Origin of the sequence: Mesorhizobium sp. C432A (genome assembly GCF_030323145.1) — a bacterium.
Classification (GTDB): domain Bacteria; phylum Pseudomonadota; class Alphaproteobacteria; order Rhizobiales; family Rhizobiaceae; genus Mesorhizobium.
The window spans coordinates 3249684-3266165 of record NZ_CP100470.1 but is presented as its reverse complement, the minus strand read 5'-3'; the positions used below and the strand labels follow the sequence as shown (position 1 = coordinate 3266165).

Genomic DNA, 16482 nt, shown 5'->3' with positions numbered 1-16482 from the left:
CTGGCGGTTAGGTCACCAAGTCGTCGGCGCCAATATCGCGCCTGCCGTGCAAAACGCGGACGATCTCGATCGCGTCTTCGCCCATGCGATACAGAGTGACATATTCGCCGACGATCAGATGACGAATGCCGGGCGCGATATCATCGCGCGGCGCACCTGAGAACGGGTGCAAGGTGAGCAGTGTCCAGCGCCTCTCCAAAGCGTCCACAAGGCGCATGGCTCCCTTTGGGCTATGTTCCGCAATGTAGTCACCGATGCCTTCGACATCTGATATCGCCTGAGGAAGCAGCCGATATTTCACTCTTCCGAGCCTGCAGCTTCCGACATCCTCTGATATTTGGCTCGCAGCCGGTCCATGAAGGGCTGGCCGTCCACCGCCGGTCCGCTGTCGATCCCCTCCTGAACCAGCCTGCGCAATTCCTCGACCGTGTAGCCGAGAAGATCGCGGCGGTCTTTCCATTGCCGCAGCGCATCACGGATGACTTCGCTGGCCGAGGCATATTCGCCGGCGGCCACGACATCGTCGACCGCCGCCGCCAGTTCCGGCGAAAGCGTGATACTGCGTTTGTCGACGTGACCCATGATGCGCTCCTGATCAAACCATGACAATCATGGTACGATTAAATCGTACCAGCTTCAAGGATGCGTTTGTCTCGACCCCAGCATGCGTACTTGATTCAATCGCTCAAGCACCTGAATCGCCAGCTGCGCCCGAAGGCGCAGACTGCTGATCCAAAGGATTAATCGCGATATGGGGGAGAAATTGCCAGCTGGCCTGTAAGCCGGGTTTTGTATGGCCCTCGCCCCTTTCGGGGCGAGAACGTGGCGGCCATTCATCTTGGGCGCATGTTGCCATGCGCCTCACGCAACCTACCCGGACGGTGAGCCGGAAACAGCCCTCGAAGGTTTCCCCTCGCACCGTCCCTATTCGGTCTTGCTCCCGGTGGGGTTTACCGTGCCGCTCCTGTTGCCAGTCGCGCGGTGGGCTCTTACCCCACCCTTTCACCCTTGCCCCGATAAATCGTGGCGGTTTGCTTTCTGTGGCACTTTCCCTGGGGTCGCCCCCGCCGGCCATTAACCGGCACCGTGTCTCCATGGAGCCCGGACTTTCCTCACCCGCAGCCTTTCGGCTTTGCGGGTGCGGCCGCCCGGCCAGCTGGCAGAGCGTATAAAGGGGTTCACGTTCCAAAACGCAAATGAAAAAGCAGACTTATGCCGGCGATCCCAATGCCGCCAACTGCACCTTGACCTTGCCACAATAGGCCGCCGACACCGGGTTCATCCGCGTCGCGGCATGGCCGGCATTGTATTTCAGGATCGTGCCGCAGGTGGTGCCGCCGCCGAGATTGCGCGCCATGGCAAGGTACTTCATGCCGTATTTGATGTTGGTGTCGGGATCGAATAGACCCTTGGCCGAGCCGCTATACCCCATCATCCGCGCCGTTGCCGGCTTGATCTGCATCAGGCCGATTTCACCCGCGCTGCCGACGATGTTCGGCCGGTAGTTGCTCTCGATCTTGATGACCGCCTGGGCCAGCGACACCGGCACGCCTTCGGCCGCAGCATAGCGGGCAATGATTGCCGAATACTGGTCGCCAAGCGCGGCTGCCGCAGTCGACTCCGCAGCGGTGCTTGGGCGGATCGATGCGGTCGTCGTCAGGTCGACGCTCTTCCTGTTGCGCTTAAAATGCCTCTTGGCCGTGGCTTTTCTGGCCTTCACCACGGCTGCTTTGCGCACATTCGCGGTGGTTGCTCTTTTTGCTTTCGGGTTTGCTTTCGTCATGGTGGCCTTGGCGGGTGCGGCGATGAAGCCCTGGTCTGCCCTCTGGCTCAGTGGTGCGGCATCGGCCGTGCTGAAGGTAAAAGTCATTACGCCGGCAGCAATAGCTGCCGTTACAACGGTCAATTTCTGCATGTGGTCCCGTTCTGTTTGGCCGCGCGAAGATCTTCACGCAGCAACGCCTAATCAATATCGGAGCATCCGGGGGGCTGGAGGTCCGATAACTTGCACGAACCGCCTTTGAGGGCGGAATTTGTGTCGAACAAGGCGAGGCAATTCACTTTCAGTGACAGGCTGTAACTTGAATATCAGAAAAAGATTATTTAGAGGCAACTGACGTAAGGGAAGTCAGCAGGCTTTGCAGCGTGCTAGACGTAGAGCCGTCGGCGACACCATCCACCAGGCGCGGTCGGAAATGCCGCTGAAAAGCTTCGACGACGATTTCGGTCTGGCGGTCGAAGACACCTGATATCTCGACGCCATAGCCATAGAGCGCCAGCATCGACTGCAGTGTCTCGACCTCGGCGCCGGTATCGCCGGCTTTCAGCGCCGCGCCGCGCCGGACCGGCGCCGCAGGCACGAGATGGCCGACCCCGGCCGCAAACAGCGCCTTCCAGGGGAATTTCTCGCCCGGGTCGATCTTGCGCCCCGGCGCGATGTCGGAATGGGCAAGCACCCTTTGCGCCGCAATGGAATGGCGTTCGATGATACCAAGGCAAAGCCCGATCACCGCTTCCACCTGCCGCTTGGGAAAGGCCGAATAGCCGAGCGAATGGCCGGGATTGACGATTTCGATGCCGACCGAACAGGAGTTGATGTCGCGACGACCGAACCAGGAACTTGCACCGGCGTGCCAGGCGCGGTCGCTTTCGCGCACCATTTGGATGATGCGGCCATCCTCATGGACGAGGTAGTGCGACGAGACTTCGCTTGCGGGGTCGCACAACCAGGCTTCGGCGGCAGCACCCGTCGCCATGCCGGTATAGTGCAGCACGATCATGTCGGGCCTGAGCGTTTCGCGCCGCGGGCCGAAATTCGGCGATACCCTGACCTCCGCGCTTGGCTCGTCGGGCGGGAAGCCGCTCATGCGTGCCTGAGGCCCCGCTCGATCATTTCATAGGCCGCGTTGATCGCCGCGACCCTGGTCGTTGCAATCTTGATGAATTCCTGCGGCAGGCCGCGCGCGATCAGCCGGTCCGGATGATTGTCGGAGACCAGCTTGCGGTATCGCTTCCTGACCTCCTCGAACGGTTTGCCGCGCTCAATGCCGAGCACGATATAGGGATCGCCGGCGCCGAGATTGACGTGCCTGGCCATGATGGCCTCGTAGTGCACCTCGTCGATGCGGAAAATCTCGGCAATACGGTGCAGGAAAATCCCTTCGCGCTCATGCACCAGCCCGTCCGCCTTGGCGATATGGAACAGACCGTCGAGTATGTCTTCCAGCATGACGCAGTTCGAATGGCCCGAGCCGCACATCTGCGCCATACTCTCGGCATAGGTCTCGAACCCGGCGACGTCGCGCTTGGCCAGATCGTAAAGCCGCGCCACATTGCGGGTCTGTTCTCGCGGCACCTCAAATATTTCCTGGAACGCGCGAACCTCGTCCTGGGTGACGATGCCATCGGCCTTGGCCATCTTGGCCGACAGCGCAATCATCGCCACAGAGAAGGCGACGCGCCGGCGCAGATCAGCGTCACCGGAGAAAACCGTGCGCACGGCCTCGACCACATCGGCTACACCGGACGTGGCTGAAGATGAAACGCGGTTGATGAAGTCGCCGAGGCGATCCCAAATCGACATGAGCGCTTATTAGGGCCGCCGGCCATTGCTATCAAGCCAAGACAGCGCCGCAGAGTGGATCGATTTGCGCAAGCAACCGACGCGCCAGATCCCAAACCGTAGAAAAGAGCCGGTTCAAGGCCCTTGAGCCCCGAATCGACCTAAACGCAGGAAGGCCGGCGCGGAGCCGGCCTCCTCTCTCGTCACGTCAAAGTGACCGGGACTGCTGCTACTGCGCGGGGGCAGGAGCAGGTGTTGCCGGAGCCGGTTCTGCAGGCTTCGGTGCATCCGGCGTCGCCGGCTTCATGGGCTCGGCGGCTGGCGGATTGGTGCTCTGGGTGGTGGTGTTATCCGTACCGCTGTCGCTGCAGGCGGCAACGCCGAACAGGGCCAGGGCGGAAACGGAAGCAAGAATGAGCTTTTTCATGACATCTCTCCTTCAACACACGCTCACGTTGCGGTGAACGGTCGAAGGCAAAATGCATCAAACGGCCATGAGTTTCGTAACGTTGCGTTTCCTGATGTAACATCCGCGCACTACCGATTGCGGGCCGGGCGATGCCGAACTAACAGTCTGGACCCAAATGCAATGCCGGAGTTCTGCGTGGACAAGAAATGGGATTTTTGGATCGACCGCGGCGGCACCTTTACCGACGTGATCGGACGTGATCCGCAAGGCGGTTTGCATCCCAGGAAATTCCTGTCGGAAAATCCCGAAGCCTATCCCGACGCGGCCATAGCCGGCATCCGCGAGCTTCTGGGGCTGAAATCCGGCACCGCTATTCCTCCGGGCCTGGTCGGTGACGTCAAGATGGGTACCACCGTTGCCACGAATGCGCTGCTGGAGCGCAAGGGCGACCGTGTGCTTTTGCTCATCACCAAGGGCTTTCGCGACGCGCTGAAGATCGCCTATCAGGCGCGGCCGGACATCTTCGCCAAGGAGATCATCCTTCCCGAACAGCTCTACGAGCGAGTCATCGAGATCGACGAGCGTGTGCGCGCCAATGGCGAGGTCGAGCGCTTGCTCGACATCGCCGCCTGCCGGCCCGCCATCGAACAGGCGAAGGCCGACGGCATCGATGCGGTGGCCATCGTCTTCATGCATGCCTGGAAATATCCCGACCACGAGAAGGCGGTGGCGAAAGTCTGCCGCAAGATCGGGTTCAGCCAAGTCTCGGTCAGCCATGAAGTCTCGCCGCTGATCAAACTGGTCGGCCGCGGCGACACCACCGTGGTCGATGCCTATCTGTCGCCGATCCTGTCGCGCTATGTGCAAAGGGTGGCGGGAGAACTGGGCGCGACGCCAATCTCCCCACTTGTGGGGGGTGAGGAGCGGTCGGCCAAAGGCCGAGAAAAAGCCAACGATTTGGCTTTTTCAGCGACGAACGCCCGGAGCCATAGCGAAGGGCAGTCGGCAAAGCCGACAGAGGGGGTTCTCTCAGGAGGCACCACCAAAGCGTCGAGCACTGCCGCGGCGACCCCACCCGGCGGCTTCGCCGCCACCCTCCCCTCGAGGGGGAGGGAGAACCCTCGCCTGATGTTCATGATGTCGTCGGGCGGGCTTACCGCCGCCGACATGTTTCAGGGCAAGGACGCGCTGCTGTCCGGCCCGGCCGGCGGTGTCGTCGGCATGGTCGAGACGGCGAAACTCGCCGGATTCGAGAAAGTCATCGGTTTCGACATGGGCGGCACCTCGACCGACGTCGCCCATTATGACGGCGAGTATGAGCGCGCCTTCGACACCGAGGTCGCCGGCGTGCGCATCCGTGCGCCGATGATGCGCATCCATACCGTCGCTGCCGGCGGCGGCTCGATCCTGCACTACGAAGCCGGCCGTTTCCGCGCCGGCCCGGATTCCGCCGGCGCCAATCCTGGCCCCGCCGCCTACCGGCGCGGCGGCCCGCTGGCCGTCACCGACGCCAATGTCATGCTGGGCAAGCTGCAGCCCGATTTCTTCCCGGCAATTTTCGGCCCAGGCCAGGACCAGCCGCTCGATGTGGCCGCCGTGCGCAAAAAATTCGCTGCGCTGGCCGTCGAAATCGGCGATGGCCGCACGCCGGAAGCCGTCGCCGAAGGGTTCGTTACCATCGCGGTGGAAAACATGGCCAATGCTATCAAGAAGATCTCCGTGCAGCGCGGCTACGATGTCACCGAATATCTCTTGAACTGTTTTGGCGGCGCCGGCGGCCAGCATGCCTGCCTGGTTGCCGACGCGCTCGGCATGGAGGCGGTACTGATCCACCCCTTCTCCGGTCTGCTCTCAGCCTATGGTATCGGCCTGTCGTCGGTTTTCGCGTCGCGCCAGCAGGCGCTCCTGAAGCCGCTTGCCGAAGAATCCAGGACCCAGATGGGCAGCCTCATCGGCACGTTGAAAAAAGCCGTCATCGCCGAATTGGCAGCGCAAGGCATCGCCGAGGACAAGATTGCGGCAAAGCCGGTGCTGCACATCCGCTATGACGGCACCGACACCACGCTGCCGGTGAATTTCGAAGGCGACTCGATCTTCCAGGCCAGGCGCGATTTCGAAATCGCCCACAAGGCGCAGTTCGGGTTCGTCTATGATGACAAGCCGATGATCGTCGAGACCGTTGGCGTGGAAGGCGCCGAGATCGTCGAGACCACGGCCGAAGCCGTTGCGCCCGCCGGACCGGCAAGGGTTGAAGCGGGTGCGTCGGGAACGCGGCGCATCTACACCGAGGGCCGCTGGCATGAGGCCGGCATCCATCGCCGCGAAAACCTGCGCCCATCCAATCTGGTCCCAGGCCCCGCTTTGATCATCGAGCCGAACCAGACCATCGTCGTCGAGCCGGGCTGGCAGGCCGAAATCACCAACCTCAATCACGTCGTCATTCGCCGCACGGAACGGAAAGTTCGCACGGCTGCCCTCGGTACCGAAGCCGATCCGGTGATGCTGGAGGTCTTCAACAACCTCTTCATGTCGATCGCCGAGCAGATGGGCGTCACGCTGCAGAACACCGCCTATTCCGTCAACATCAAGGAAAGGCTGGACTTTTCCTGCGCCGTCTTCGACCGTCATGGAGCGCTGGTCGCCAACGCGCCGCACATGCCGGTGCATCTCGGCTCCATGGACCGCTCGGTCGAAACCATCATCCGGCTGAACTCCGGCGACATCCATCCCGGCGACGTCTTTGCGCTGAACGCCCCCTATAATGGCGGCACGCATTTGCCTGATATCACGGTGGTGACGCCGGTGTTTTCCCTCCCCCTTGAGGGGAGGGTGGCCGCGCAGCGGCCGGGTGGGGTCCTCTCAGAAGGCACCACAAGAGCGTCGAGCACTGCCGCAACGACCCCCTCCGGCGGCTCCGCCGCCACCTCCCCCTCAAGGGGGGAGGAAGTAATCTTCTACGTAGCCTCGCGCGGCCACCATGCCGACATTGGCGGCACGGCTCCCGGCTCGATGACGCCGCTTGCCACCACGGTCGACGAGGAAGGCGTGCTGTTCGACAATTTCCGGGTCGTCGATCGTGGAAAATTCCGCGAGGCGGAGTTGCAAACGCTGCTCACCGACCACCCCTACCCCGCCCGCAACCCGCACCAGAACATCGCCGACCTCAAGGCGCAGATCGCCGCGAACGAAAAGGGCGTGGCGGAATTGCGCAAGATGGTCGGCCATTTCGGCCTCGATGTCGTCGAAGCCTATATGGGCCATGTCCAGGACAACGCCGCCGAAAGCGTTCGCCGCGTGCTGGAGCGGCTGCCCGATAGTTCCGAGTACGAATACCCGACCGACACCGGCCAGGTGATCAAGGTGAAGATTACCGTCGATCGGCAAAAGCGCGAGGCGACCGTGGACTTCACCGGCACCTCGAAGGTCGAGAAGAACAATTTCAACGCGCCCGAGCCCGTCGCCCGCGCCGCCGTGCTCTATGCCTTCCGTGTCATGGTCGAGGACATGATCCCGATGAATGCCGGCTGCCTGCGGCCGATCAACATCATCATCCCCGAAGGCTCGATGCTGAAGCCCGCCTACCCCGCCGCCGTCGTCGCCGGCAATGTCGAGACCTCGCAGCACGTCACCAACGCGCTGTTCGGCGCCATGGGTGCCATGGCCAATGCGCAAGGCACGATGAACAACCTGACCTTCGGCAACAAGCAGTACCAGTATTACGAGACCATCTGCTCCGGCTCGCCGGCAGGCCGGATGAACTCCGGCCGCGGCTTTGCCGGCACATCCGGCGTCCACACCCACATGACCAATTCGCGCCTCACCGACCCTGAGGTGCTGGAACTGCGCTTTCCCGTCATGCTCGAGGATTTCCACATCCGCGAAGGTTCCGGCGGCAAGGGCAAATGGAGCGCCGGCGACGGCACCAGGCGCACCATCCGCTTCCTCGAAAAGATGGAATGCGCCATCCTGTCCTCGCACCGCAACCGCCCGCCGCAAGGCCTCGATGGCGGCAGTGACGGCGAGGTCGGCTCGACCAAGGTCCGCCGCCAGGACGGCAGCGTCGAGACGCTGAAGGCCTGCGACCAGACCGTGCTCGACGCCGGCGACGCCGTCATCCTGACGACGCCGACACCGGGGGGATTTGGCAAGGCCTGAACTCGCGTCAACAGGCTGTCACCCGCCTGTCATGCCCCTGAGTTACCCGCTTGCGGCAAAGCAAATGGGGAATCACTTTGCCATGACGGACGTCTCCTCGGATCTCGTTTTTCGCCGCGGCAAGGAAGTTGGAAAGGCCGTCTACCAGAACCGCCCGCTGTCGAAGGCCGGCCTTTCCGAACGGCTGTTTGCGCTTCTGTTTTCCGGTCTCGTCTATCCGCAGATCTGGGAAGACCCTGAAGTCGACATGGAGGCCATGCAGCTTGGCCAGGGCCACCGCGTCGTCACCATAGCGTCGGGCGGCTGCAACATCCTCGCCTACCTCACCCGCTCGCCTGAACGCGTCGATGCGGTCGACCTCAACGCCGCCCACATCGCCTTGAACCGGATGAAGCTGGAGGCGGTGCGGCATCTGCCCTCGCAGGGCGATCTGTTCCGTTTCTTCGGCGCCGCCGACACCAACCACAATTCGCAAGCCTATGACCGCTTCATCGCGCCGCATCTCGACCCGGTCAGCCGCCACTATTGGGAGCGTCGCAGCTGGCGCGGCCGCCGGCGCATCACCGTCTTCGACCGCAATTTCTACCAGACCGGCCTGCTCGGCCTGTTCATCGCCATGGGCCACCGCATCGCCAAATTCTTCGGCGTCGATCCCGCCGGTATCATGGCGTCGAAGAGCCTCGCCGACCAGCGCCGCTTCTTCAACGAAGAGCTGGCGCCGGTCTTCGACAAGAAGCTGTTGCGCTGGGCTACCTCGCGCAAGGCTTCGCTGTTCGGCCTCGGCATTCCGCCGGCGCAGTACGATTCGCTGATCACCTCGGGCGATGGTTCGATGGCCAGCGTGCTGAAGGCCCGGCTGGAAAAGCTCGCTTGCGATTTTCCGCTGAAGAACAACTACTTCGCTTGGCAAGCCTTCGCCCGTCGCTATCCCAATCCGGGTGAGGCCGCCCTGCCCGCCTATCTAGAAGAGGCCAACTACAAGGCGATCCGCAACAATGTCGATCGCGTCGGCATCCACCACGCCAATCTGATCGAATTTCTGGCCGGCAAGGACGCAAGCACCGTCGATCGTTTCGTCCTGCTCGACGCGCAGGACTGGATGACGAACGACCAGCTCAATGCCCTTTGGTCGGAGATCACCCGCACCGCCTCGGTCGGCGCCCGAGTCATCTTCCGTACCGCCGCCGAGCCCAGCCTGCTGCCGGGCCGCGTCTCGATCTCGCTGCTCGACCAGTGGACCTACGAGGACGAGGCCTCGCGCGACTGTTCGGCCCGCGACCGCTCGGCCATCTATGGCGGCTTCCACCTCTATGTGAAGCGCGCGGCATGAGCGCGAGCGAGCTGCCGGCCGACCATGCCGAACTGATGGACGGCGTCTATCGCTGGCAACGCCATATCTACGACCTGACCCGCAAATACTATCTGCTTGGCCGCGACCAGATGATAGCCGGGCTGGATGTGCCGGCGAATGGCAGAGTGCTCGAACTTGGCTGCGGCACCGGCCGCAACATCGCGCTTGCCGCCCGCCGCTATCCCGACGCCCGCCTCTACGGCCTCGACATCTCGGCCGAGATGCTGGAGACGGCGAGCAAGGCGATCGGCCGCGACGGCCTGTCCGGCCGCGCCGTGCTGGCGCGCGGCGACGCCACCGATTTCGACGCCAAGACGCTGTTCGGCGTCGAGCGCTTCGACCGCATCTTCGTCTCCTATTCCCTGTCGATGATCCCCGGTTGGGAAAAGACGGTTTCAGCAGCCCTTGCAGCACTTGCGCCCGGTGGTTCCTTGCATGTCGTCGACTTCGGCCAGCAGGAAGGTCTGCCCGGCTGGTTCCGGACATTGCTGCGCGGTTGGCTCAAGAAATTCCATGTCACGCCGCGTGAATCTCTGCGCGAAGTCGTGGAATCGGAATCTCGACGAACCGGCGCAACCTTCCGTTTCCGCACGCTTTATCGCGGCTATGCCTGGCTGGCGATCGTCGAATCGCAGGACCTCACCTCCCCCTCGATGGGGGAGGTCGCGCCGAAGGCGCGGGTGGGGGTGAAGCGCTAGGCACCCCGCCCCGGCGCTACGCGCCGACCCTCCCCATAAAGGGGAGGGTAAAGGGAGCTAGCGCAGTGCCTTCATCAGCGCGCCGACCATCACCTGCGGCCGGTAGCCGAGCTTGGCCGGCGTCAACCCCAGCCGCACCACCACCAGTTGCTCCGACGGGATGATGGCGACCGTCTGGCCGTCATGGCCCTCCATCCAGTAGGTATCGTTGGGCAGGCCGGCGGCGACGCCGGCGCCGGGATTTCCTTCGTCCCCCGGGGCTTCGATCCAAAGTTGCCCCTTGCCGTAGACTTTCGAGGCCGGTGCCGGTTCGCGCATCCAGTCGACGAAACCGGCCGGCAGGATCTGGTTGCCGTTCCAGACGCCGCCCTGCAGCAGGAATTGGCCGAACCGCGCCCAGTCATGCCCCGTGGCATAGAGGTAGGATGAGCCGACAAAGGTACCCTCCTCGTCGGTTTCGAGCACCGCGCTTTGCATGCCGAGCGGCCCGAACAGCGCTGCCCTTGGCCACATCAGCGCCTTGTCCTTGTCGCCGATAGCATCCTGCCACAGCCGCGACAGCATCACCGCCGTGCCGCTCGAATAGGAAAAGACCTTGCCGACGTCGCCGGTCAGCGGCTTGGCCTCGGCGAAGCCCGCCATATCCGGTTCGAGGTAGAGCATGCGCGTCACATCGGCAACGTCGCCATAATCCTCGTTGAACTCGAGTCCGCTCGACATCGCCATCATATCGGCAAGGCTGATGGCGGCGCGGCCGTCCGCCTTCCATGAGCCGAACAGGCCCTGATTGGTCACCGCCATCTTGCCGTCCTTGACCAGCGTGCCGACGAGCGCGGCGTTGACTGTCTTGGTCATCGACCAGCCCAGCAGCGGCGTTTTCGCCGAAAAGCCGTCGCCATAACGCTCCGCAACAATGCGGCCATTTTTGACCACCACCACGGCGCGCATGCCGATGCCGGTCATCGCCGCACCGTCGAGGATCTTGTTGATTTCGGGATTTTGCGAGGCATCGACTCGATCTCCCTCGGGCCACAGATCGCCCTTGGTGGCCGCCGACGCCTCGGCAGAGATTGACGTGCGCCGTGCCTTGCCGACGTCGCCATCGGGAACCGAGGCGCAACCCAGGCCGGCGCGCGCAACGGCAACGCTCTTGCCGAGGAAGCCAAGCAGCCCGGCCGAGACGGTCCCCCTGTTCTTGTCGACCGACACCTTCATCAGCCTGAGCAGCGGATGGCCGGGCGCCTGCACGTCGATGGCCAGCACCTCATTGGGATCACGGCCGGCGATAAAAACATTCGAGCAGACAATCTTGGCGGAATAGCCGGAACCGACGCGGATCAGGTCGGGCGGAGCGACGTAGAGCCAGGCAAACAGCGCGGCTATCGCCAGCACGACCAGGCCGAGCAGCCATTTGATGATCTTCACGGCGATCCGCATCTTTCCGTCCCTGCTTTTCGGCTGCCCGTGGCTTGCGGCCCGATTTATGTCATCGATTTGCCGCCATTGCTTCCGCAAAATCGGTGTTCTTGTCGAGCGCCGTCAACCTGTTATCAACCATGATCGGCGATCACTGGTGCATGTCGCCCAAAAGTGCGCAGCGGTTTTGGAACAACGACATGCACGAAAATAGCGTATCAGGCGATGCTGTGGGGCGATCGCCTGAGGGGCACCTGCAACGACAACCCAACAGCGACCGGCTGATTCCGGCTCGGGAAATGCGATGCGCCGTTTCGCGGCCCTCATCACGTTGACGCTGCTGGCCGCCTGCTCGACCGCCGGCGATCTCGTGCCCTCGATATCGCCATCCAGCAGCCCGACGGTTGCCGTGCGCGCACCGCGTTTCGAAGACTCCAAGCCGCATGAATGGGATAGCGGCGCGCCTTGGAACTATGCCGTTCACGGAACCGACGTCTCCAAATACCAGACCTCGGTCGACTGGCCGACGGCCAAGGCCAGCGGCATCTCCTTCGCCTTCATCAAGGCGACCGAGGGCGGCGACCGTTTCGACGAGTATTTCAACGAGCATTGGTCGCGCACCAAGGCCAATGGCATTCCGCGCGCGGCCTACCATTTTTTCTACTTCTGCACGCCTGCCGCCACCCAGGCGCGCTGGTTCATCCAGAACGTGCCCGTCGACCGCTCGGCCATGCCGCCGGTGCTCGACATGGAGTGGAACCCGCAATCGCCGACCTGCCGGCTGCGCCCGGATTCGGCGACGGTGCGGGCCGAAATGACCACCTTTCTCGAGATGATCGAGCGGCACTATGGCAAGAAGCCGATCATCTACACCTCGGTCGACTTCTTCGACGATAACGACCTTTCGACGTTCCGCGGCTATCCCTACTGGCTGCGCTCGGTGGCCGGCCACCCCCGCCAGAAGTACGGCAGCCACCCTTTCACCTTCTGGCAATACACCGGAACCGGTATCGTTCCCGGCATGACCGGCAAGTCCGATATCAACGTCTTCAACGGCACTGAGGCAGCCTGGAAAAAGTGGCTGCGGCAGAACACCCGTTGACACCGGCTCAGCCGCCTGCTTTTCGACGTCCCATGCGCACCTACCTGCAGCCACTGGGATATTTACGCCGGAAACAGTCGAAGAGCCGCCTGCGCTCCGGGCTGCTCGCGGCCCTGCTGCTCGGCGCTACGGCGATGCCGGCGGGGGCGCAGGAATGCGGCGGCGACTTCGAAACCTGGAAGCAAGGCGTGGCGGCGGAAGCCAAGGCGGCCGGTGTCGGCGCTGTCGGCCTTGACGCACTGGAAGCCGCCACCATCGACGACAAGGTGCTGGCGCGCGATCGCGCCCAGGGCGTCTTCGCACAGACCTTCATCCAGTTCTCCAACCGCATGATCTCGGCCTACCGGCTGAAGCAGGGCGCGGCCAATCTGAAGAAATACGCCGAAATCTTTGCGCGCGCCGACCAGCAGTTCGGTGTCCAGGCGCCGATCATCACCGCCTTCTGGGGGCTGGAGACCGATTTCGGCGCCGTACAGGGCGATTTCCACACGCTGAGCGCCTTGGTGACGCTGTCGCATGACTGCCGCCGCCCGCAGCTGTTTCGGCCGCAACTGGTGCCGCTGTTGACGCTGATCGATCGCGGCGTCGTTCCGGCCGACGTCACCGGCGCCTGGGCCGGCGAGATCGGCCAGACGCAGATCCTGCCTTCCGATTATCTCGCGCGCGGCGTCGACGGCGACGGCGACGGCATCGTCGACCTCAGGCGCAGCGTACCCGACGTGATCATGACCACGGCCAACAAGGTGCTGTCGCGCGGCTGGAAACGCGACCGGCCCTGGATCGAGGAAGTGCGCGTGCCCGAGGACATGCCCTGGGAGCAGACCGGCCGCACCAACAAGTTGCCGCTGTCGCAATGGGCCGCCTGGGGCGTCACCAATCCCGATGGCACGCCGCTGATCGACAATGGCCTGAAGGCCGGCCTGGCGCTGCCGATGGGCCGCAAAGGTCCGGCCTTCCTCGCCTACGACAATTTCGACGTCTATCTCGAATGGAACCAGTCCTTCACCTACGCGCTGACCGCCGCCAACTTCGCCAGCCGGCTGGCCGGGGCAAAGCAGTTCGACCCGCGCAATCCCGAAACCGGGCTCAATGGCGACCAGATGAAGGAATTGCAGACCAAGCTCGAAGCCAGGGGCTATGACGTCGGCACCGTCGACGGCATTCTGGGCACCAACACCCGCGAAGCCATCCGCAAGGAACAGATGCGGCTCGGCATGCCGGTAGACGGCTGGCCGACGCCGGAGCTTTTGGGGAAACTGTGAGTAGAATCTGCCCAAGCTGGGTTCCTTATTCCCTACTCCTTGCCCGGACGAAGTCGATAAATGCCCGCAAAGCCGGGGGGACGTGCCTCGAACTCGGGTGATACAGGAAGAAGCCTGGAAAGCTGGGCGACCAGGGCTCTAGAAATCTCATCAGCCTGCCCGCATCGATCCAGGACTGGACCTGATAGTCGATCATGTAGGCAACGCCTGCTCCACCCAGCGCCGCGTTCAGCATCAGCTCGGTGTCGTTGACAGTCAGGCTGCCCTCGACGGCGATTTCCAGAGACCGTTTGCCGCGCGCGAACTCCCATCGATAGAGGTTGCCGCCGCCCGGCCATTGGAAGTTGATGCATTGGTGCTGGTGCAGATCCTGGGGATGACGGGGAGTTGCGCGGCCCTCAAGGTAGGCCGGGGCGGCCACCGCCGCCATCTGCAAATCGTCGCTGAGCTTGACCGCCACCATGTCCTTCTGCAGCCGCTCGCCGAGAGGATCCCGGCGTCGAACCGGCCCTCGACGATATCGGTCAGGGTATCGTCGACGATGACGGTCAGCGCGATATCAGGATAGGCGCGTTGGAAGACCGCACTCGTCACCGGCAGTTCGCGCGGCATTGGGCGAGCCATCGCCGAAGGACTCGCCTCCAAGGGCGCTGCCGTCGTCGTCAACTATGTCGGCAACCACGAAGCCGCTGACGAGGTCGTGGCCGCCATCGACGGCAAGGGAGGAAAGGCGATCGCCGTCCAGGCCGACATATCAAGCGTCTCGGATATTCATCGCCTGTTTGACGAGGCTGAGAGTGAGTTCGGCGCGATCGACATCGTGGTTGCCAATGTCGGCGTCGCCGTCATCAAGCCTCTGACCGAGGCAACCGAAGCCGATTTCGACCATGTCTTCGGCACCAATGCCAAGGGCACGTTCTTCGTGCTTCAGGAAGCAGCGCGCCGTGTGCGAAACGGCGGCCGCATCATCGCGGTCTCCACCGGCGGCACCAAGATGTTCTTCACGCAAACGGCGCTCTATCTCGGCAGCAAGGGCGCCGTCGAACAATTCGTCCGTGTGCTCTCGCGTGAACTCGGACCGCGCGGCATCACCGTGAATGCGCTGTCGCCTGGCTTCACCGACACGGACCTGCTTCCCGAGCGCGATCGCGCCGTGGCGGCCGGCATGTCTCCATTTGGCAGGATCGGCGCGCCCCGCGACGTTGCCGATGTCGCGGTCTTCCTGGCCAGCGACGAGGCCCGCTGGCTGACCGGCGAGAATATCCAGGCCGGTGGAGGCGTCGCCTAATCCGCCATTGTCTCCAGGCTGGCGAATCCCTGCGGCGCATCGCCTTCATCGAAGGGTGTCGTCACCTCGACGAAGGTATCGGGATAAAAGCCGTTGAAGCGGGTTCTCAGCGACAGCGAATAGGCACCGATATGGCCGATCTCGATCCAGTCGCCGGTGTCGACGGTTTCCGGCAGCCAGAACGGCCGCGACAGGATGTCGACGGAATCGCAGGTCGCGCCGCAGACCTTGAACGGCACGATGTTCTTCTCCTCGCCATTGCGCGAGCGGATCGCCGGATCGGGGATGAAGCGGGCCGGCAGTGTGATCTTGCCGGTCCAAGAATCCGACAGCGACGCCCAGATGCCGTCATTGATGTAGAGCCGCTTGCCCTTGCGCAGCAGCACCCGCACGATCAGCGACAGGCAGCGCGCCACGATCACCCGGCCGGGCTCGGCCACCAACGGGATCTGGTCGAACTGGTATTCCCTCAGGTCGCCCGACAGCCGCGACATGATCTGGCCGAGCGACGGCATCTCGATCTGCTTGCGATTGGGGTCATGGCCGTACTCGGCGGGAAAGCCGCCGCCGACATCGAGGCCGGCAATGTCGAAGGTCAGCCGGTTGCGCACCCAATCGGCGGAGGCCAGCGCCCGCTCATAGGTGTCGGGATCCTCGATCTGGCTGCCGACATGGAAGCACAGGCCGACCTTGTAGCCGGTGCGGTTGAGTCGCTCGGCGAGTTCCACAGCATAGGCCGGCCCGGCGCCGAATTTCTTTGACAGTTCATAGGCCGCCGAACCCTTGGTCTGGATGCGCACGAACACGCTGATGGAGCCCGGATCGATGTCAAGCGCCCGCACCACCCGCGTCAGCTTGGTGATCTCGTCCTCATGGTCGAGCGAAATGACGCGGATGGCGTATTTTTCCAGCGCAAGCTTGATGTCCGACTGCGCCTTGACCGGATGCATGTAGAGCATCTCGGCGTCGGGTGAGACGGCGCGCACGGCGGCGAACTCGCCGGGCGAGGCCACATCGAAGGCGGTGACGCCGGCTTCGACCAGCGCCTTCAGCACGATCTGCTCGCCATTGGTCTTGACTGCGTAGGCGGTCTTGCCGGGAAACATGCCCATGAACTGTTTGGCATCCGCCTTCAGCACCTGCGGGCGAAAGCAGTAGACCGGATCGTCCGGCCGAAGCGCCAGCGCCGCCTCGCGGGCATTCTCGAATCGCTGCATGGACGAATCCCCTGACTTCTCG

Annotated in this window: 14 protein-coding genes, 1 other RNA gene and 1 pseudogene; 6 read left to right on the top strand and 10 right to left on the bottom strand. The window is 63.2% G+C overall.

Features of this window, described 5'->3' with window-relative positions:
- Positions 1 to 7 precede the first annotated feature (7 nt).
- The 7 genes from NLY33_RS15770 to NLY33_RS15740 form a co-directional block, all read right to left on the bottom strand.
- Positions 8 to 301, bottom strand: coding sequence for a type II toxin-antitoxin system RelE/ParE family toxin (locus NLY33_RS15770; protein ID WP_023668265.1), 294 nt, complete (start codon positions 299 to 301; stop codon positions 8 to 10).
- Positions 298 to 582 carry a type II toxin-antitoxin system ParD family antitoxin gene (locus NLY33_RS15765; RefSeq protein WP_023688026.1) on the bottom strand — a complete coding sequence of 95 codons (285 nt, stop codon included), beginning with the start codon at positions 580 to 582 and terminating at the stop codon, positions 298 to 300. The genes NLY33_RS15770 and NLY33_RS15765 overlap by 4 nt, the downstream gene beginning before the upstream one ends.
- Positions 583 to 762: 180 nt before the next feature.
- An RNA gene (rnpB, locus tag NLY33_RS15760) (RNase P RNA component class A) lies at positions 763 to 1160 on the bottom strand.
- A gap of 50 nt (positions 1161 to 1210) precedes the next feature.
- Entirely contained in the window at positions 1211 to 1915 is a 705-nt protein-coding gene (locus NLY33_RS15755; protein ID WP_023705555.1) for a lytic transglycosylase domain-containing protein, read from the bottom strand.
- A 184-nt stretch (positions 1916 to 2099) separates the two neighbouring features.
- A complete protein-coding gene (locus NLY33_RS15750; protein ID WP_023705556.1) occupies positions 2100 to 2867 on the bottom strand; it encodes an N-acetylmuramoyl-L-alanine amidase in 768 nt (255 codons plus the stop codon).
- Positions 2864 to 3583, bottom strand: a complete 720-nt coding sequence (locus NLY33_RS15745; RefSeq protein ID WP_023705557.1) for a J domain-containing protein — start codon at positions 3581 to 3583, stop codon at positions 2864 to 2866. The genes NLY33_RS15750 and NLY33_RS15745 overlap by 4 nt, the downstream gene beginning before the upstream one ends.
- 208 nt (positions 3584 to 3791) lie before the next feature.
- Positions 3792 to 3989, bottom strand: coding sequence for a hypothetical protein (locus tag NLY33_RS15740; protein ID WP_023668260.1), 198 nt, complete (start codon positions 3987 to 3989; stop codon positions 3792 to 3794).
- Between the two features lie 177 nt (positions 3990 to 4166).
- Here NLY33_RS15740 and NLY33_RS15735 point away from each other — a divergent pair, with 177 nt between their 5' ends.
- The 3 genes from NLY33_RS15735 to NLY33_RS15725 are packed head-to-tail and all read left to right on the top strand — an operon-like array spanning position 4167 to position 10175.
- Positions 4167 to 8126 carry a hydantoinase B/oxoprolinase family protein gene (locus NLY33_RS15735; protein ID WP_286438800.1) on the top strand — a complete coding sequence of 1320 codons (3960 nt, stop codon included), beginning with the start codon at positions 4167 to 4169 and terminating at the stop codon, positions 8124 to 8126.
- 31 nt (positions 8127 to 8157) lie between these two features.
- The gene (locus NLY33_RS15730; protein WP_031196373.1) at positions 8158 to 9456 is read left to right on the top strand and encodes a BtaA family protein; all 1299 of its coding nucleotides are present in this window, start codon (positions 8158 to 8160) and stop codon (positions 9454 to 9456) included.
- The gene (locus NLY33_RS15725) at positions 9453 to 10175 is read left to right on the top strand and encodes a class I SAM-dependent methyltransferase (protein ID WP_023705559.1); all 723 of its coding nucleotides are present in this window, start codon (positions 9453 to 9455) and stop codon (positions 10173 to 10175) included. Before NLY33_RS15730 ends, NLY33_RS15725 begins: the two co-directional genes overlap by 4 nt.
- A gap of 57 nt (positions 10176 to 10232) precedes the next feature.
- Here the strand turns inward: NLY33_RS15725 and NLY33_RS15720 are convergent, their stop codons facing one another.
- Positions 10233 to 11612: a serine hydrolase domain-containing protein gene (locus tag NLY33_RS15720; RefSeq protein WP_023705560.1), complete on the bottom strand. Its 1380-nt coding sequence runs from the start codon at positions 11610 to 11612 to the stop codon at positions 10233 to 10235.
- Between the two features lie 283 nt (positions 11613 to 11895).
- On the opposite strand from NLY33_RS15720, the gene NLY33_RS15715 reads away from it, so the two are divergent.
- Positions 11896 to 12693 carry a glycoside hydrolase family 25 protein gene (locus tag NLY33_RS15715; RefSeq protein WP_023705561.1) on the top strand — a complete coding sequence of 266 codons (798 nt, stop codon included), beginning with the start codon at positions 11896 to 11898 and terminating at the stop codon, positions 12691 to 12693.
- A gap of 32 nt (positions 12694 to 12725) precedes the next feature.
- Complete coding sequence (locus NLY33_RS15710; protein WP_023705562.1) at positions 12726 to 13955, top strand: lytic murein transglycosylase; 1230 nt, start codon at positions 12726 to 12728, stop codon at positions 13953 to 13955.
- 25 nt (positions 13956 to 13980) lie between these two features.
- On the opposite strand, the gene NLY33_RS15705 is transcribed toward NLY33_RS15710, so the two are convergent.
- Positions 13981 to 14418 (bottom strand): LysR substrate-binding domain-containing protein, encoded by a 438-nt coding sequence (locus NLY33_RS15705; protein WP_032995795.1) that lies wholly within the window; start codon positions 14416 to 14418, stop codon positions 13981 to 13983.
- 129 nt (positions 14419 to 14547) lie between these two features.
- Here NLY33_RS15705 and NLY33_RS15700 point away from each other — a divergent pair.
- Positions 14548 to 15243 (top strand): annotated as a pseudogene (locus tag NLY33_RS15700) (SDR family oxidoreductase); the annotation flags it as partial.
- Here the strand turns inward: NLY33_RS15700 and NLY33_RS15695 are convergent.
- Positions 15240 to 16460, bottom strand: a complete 1221-nt coding sequence (locus NLY33_RS15695; protein ID WP_023668250.1) for an alanine racemase — start codon at positions 16458 to 16460, stop codon at positions 15240 to 15242. The pseudogene NLY33_RS15700 and the gene NLY33_RS15695 sit on opposite strands and share 4 nt — an antisense overlap.
- Positions 16461 to 16482: the final 22 nt, after the last annotated feature.

What these genes read in the sequence shown, in the direction of transcription:
- NLY33_RS15765 (WP_023688026.1), bottom strand. Translation starts at nt 582, where the DNA reads ATGGGTCACGTCGACAAACGCAGTATCACGCTTTCGCCGGAACTGGCG.
- NLY33_RS15755 (WP_023705555.1), bottom strand. Translation starts at nt 1,915, where the DNA reads ATGCAGAAATTGACCGTTGTAACGGCAGCTATTGCTGCCGGCGTAATG.
- NLY33_RS15750 (WP_023705556.1), bottom strand. Translation starts at nt 2,867, where the DNA reads ATGAGCGGCTTCCCGCCCGACGAGCCAAGCGCGGAGGTCAGGGTATCG.
- NLY33_RS15745 (WP_023705557.1), bottom strand. Translation starts at nt 3,583, where the DNA reads ATGTCGATTTGGGATCGCCTCGGCGACTTCATCAACCGCGTTTCATCT.
- NLY33_RS15740 (WP_023668260.1), bottom strand. Translation starts at nt 3,989, where the DNA reads ATGAAAAAGCTCATTCTTGCTTCCGTTTCCGCCCTGGCCCTGTTCGGC.
- NLY33_RS15730 (WP_031196373.1), top strand. Translation starts at nt 8,158, where the DNA reads ATGCCCCTGAGTTACCCGCTTGCGGCAAAGCAAATGGGGAATCACTTT.
- NLY33_RS15725 (WP_023705559.1), top strand. Translation starts at nt 9,453, where the DNA reads ATGAGCGCGAGCGAGCTGCCGGCCGACCATGCCGAACTGATGGACGGC.
- NLY33_RS15720 (WP_023705560.1), bottom strand. Translation starts at nt 11,612, where the DNA reads ATGCGGATCGCCGTGAAGATCATCAAATGGCTGCTCGGCCTGGTCGTG.
- NLY33_RS15715 (WP_023705561.1), top strand. Translation starts at nt 11,896, where the DNA reads ATGCGCCGTTTCGCGGCCCTCATCACGTTGACGCTGCTGGCCGCCTGC.
- NLY33_RS15710 (WP_023705562.1), top strand. Translation starts at nt 12,726, where the DNA reads ATGCGCACCTACCTGCAGCCACTGGGATATTTACGCCGGAAACAGTCG.
- NLY33_RS15705 (WP_032995795.1), bottom strand. Translation starts at nt 14,418, where the DNA reads ATGGTGGCGGTCAAGCTCAGCGACGATTTGCAGATGGCGGCGGTGGCC.
- NLY33_RS15695 (WP_023668250.1), bottom strand. Translation starts at nt 16,460, where the DNA reads ATGCAGCGATTCGAGAATGCCCGCGAGGCGGCGCTGGCGCTTCGGCCG.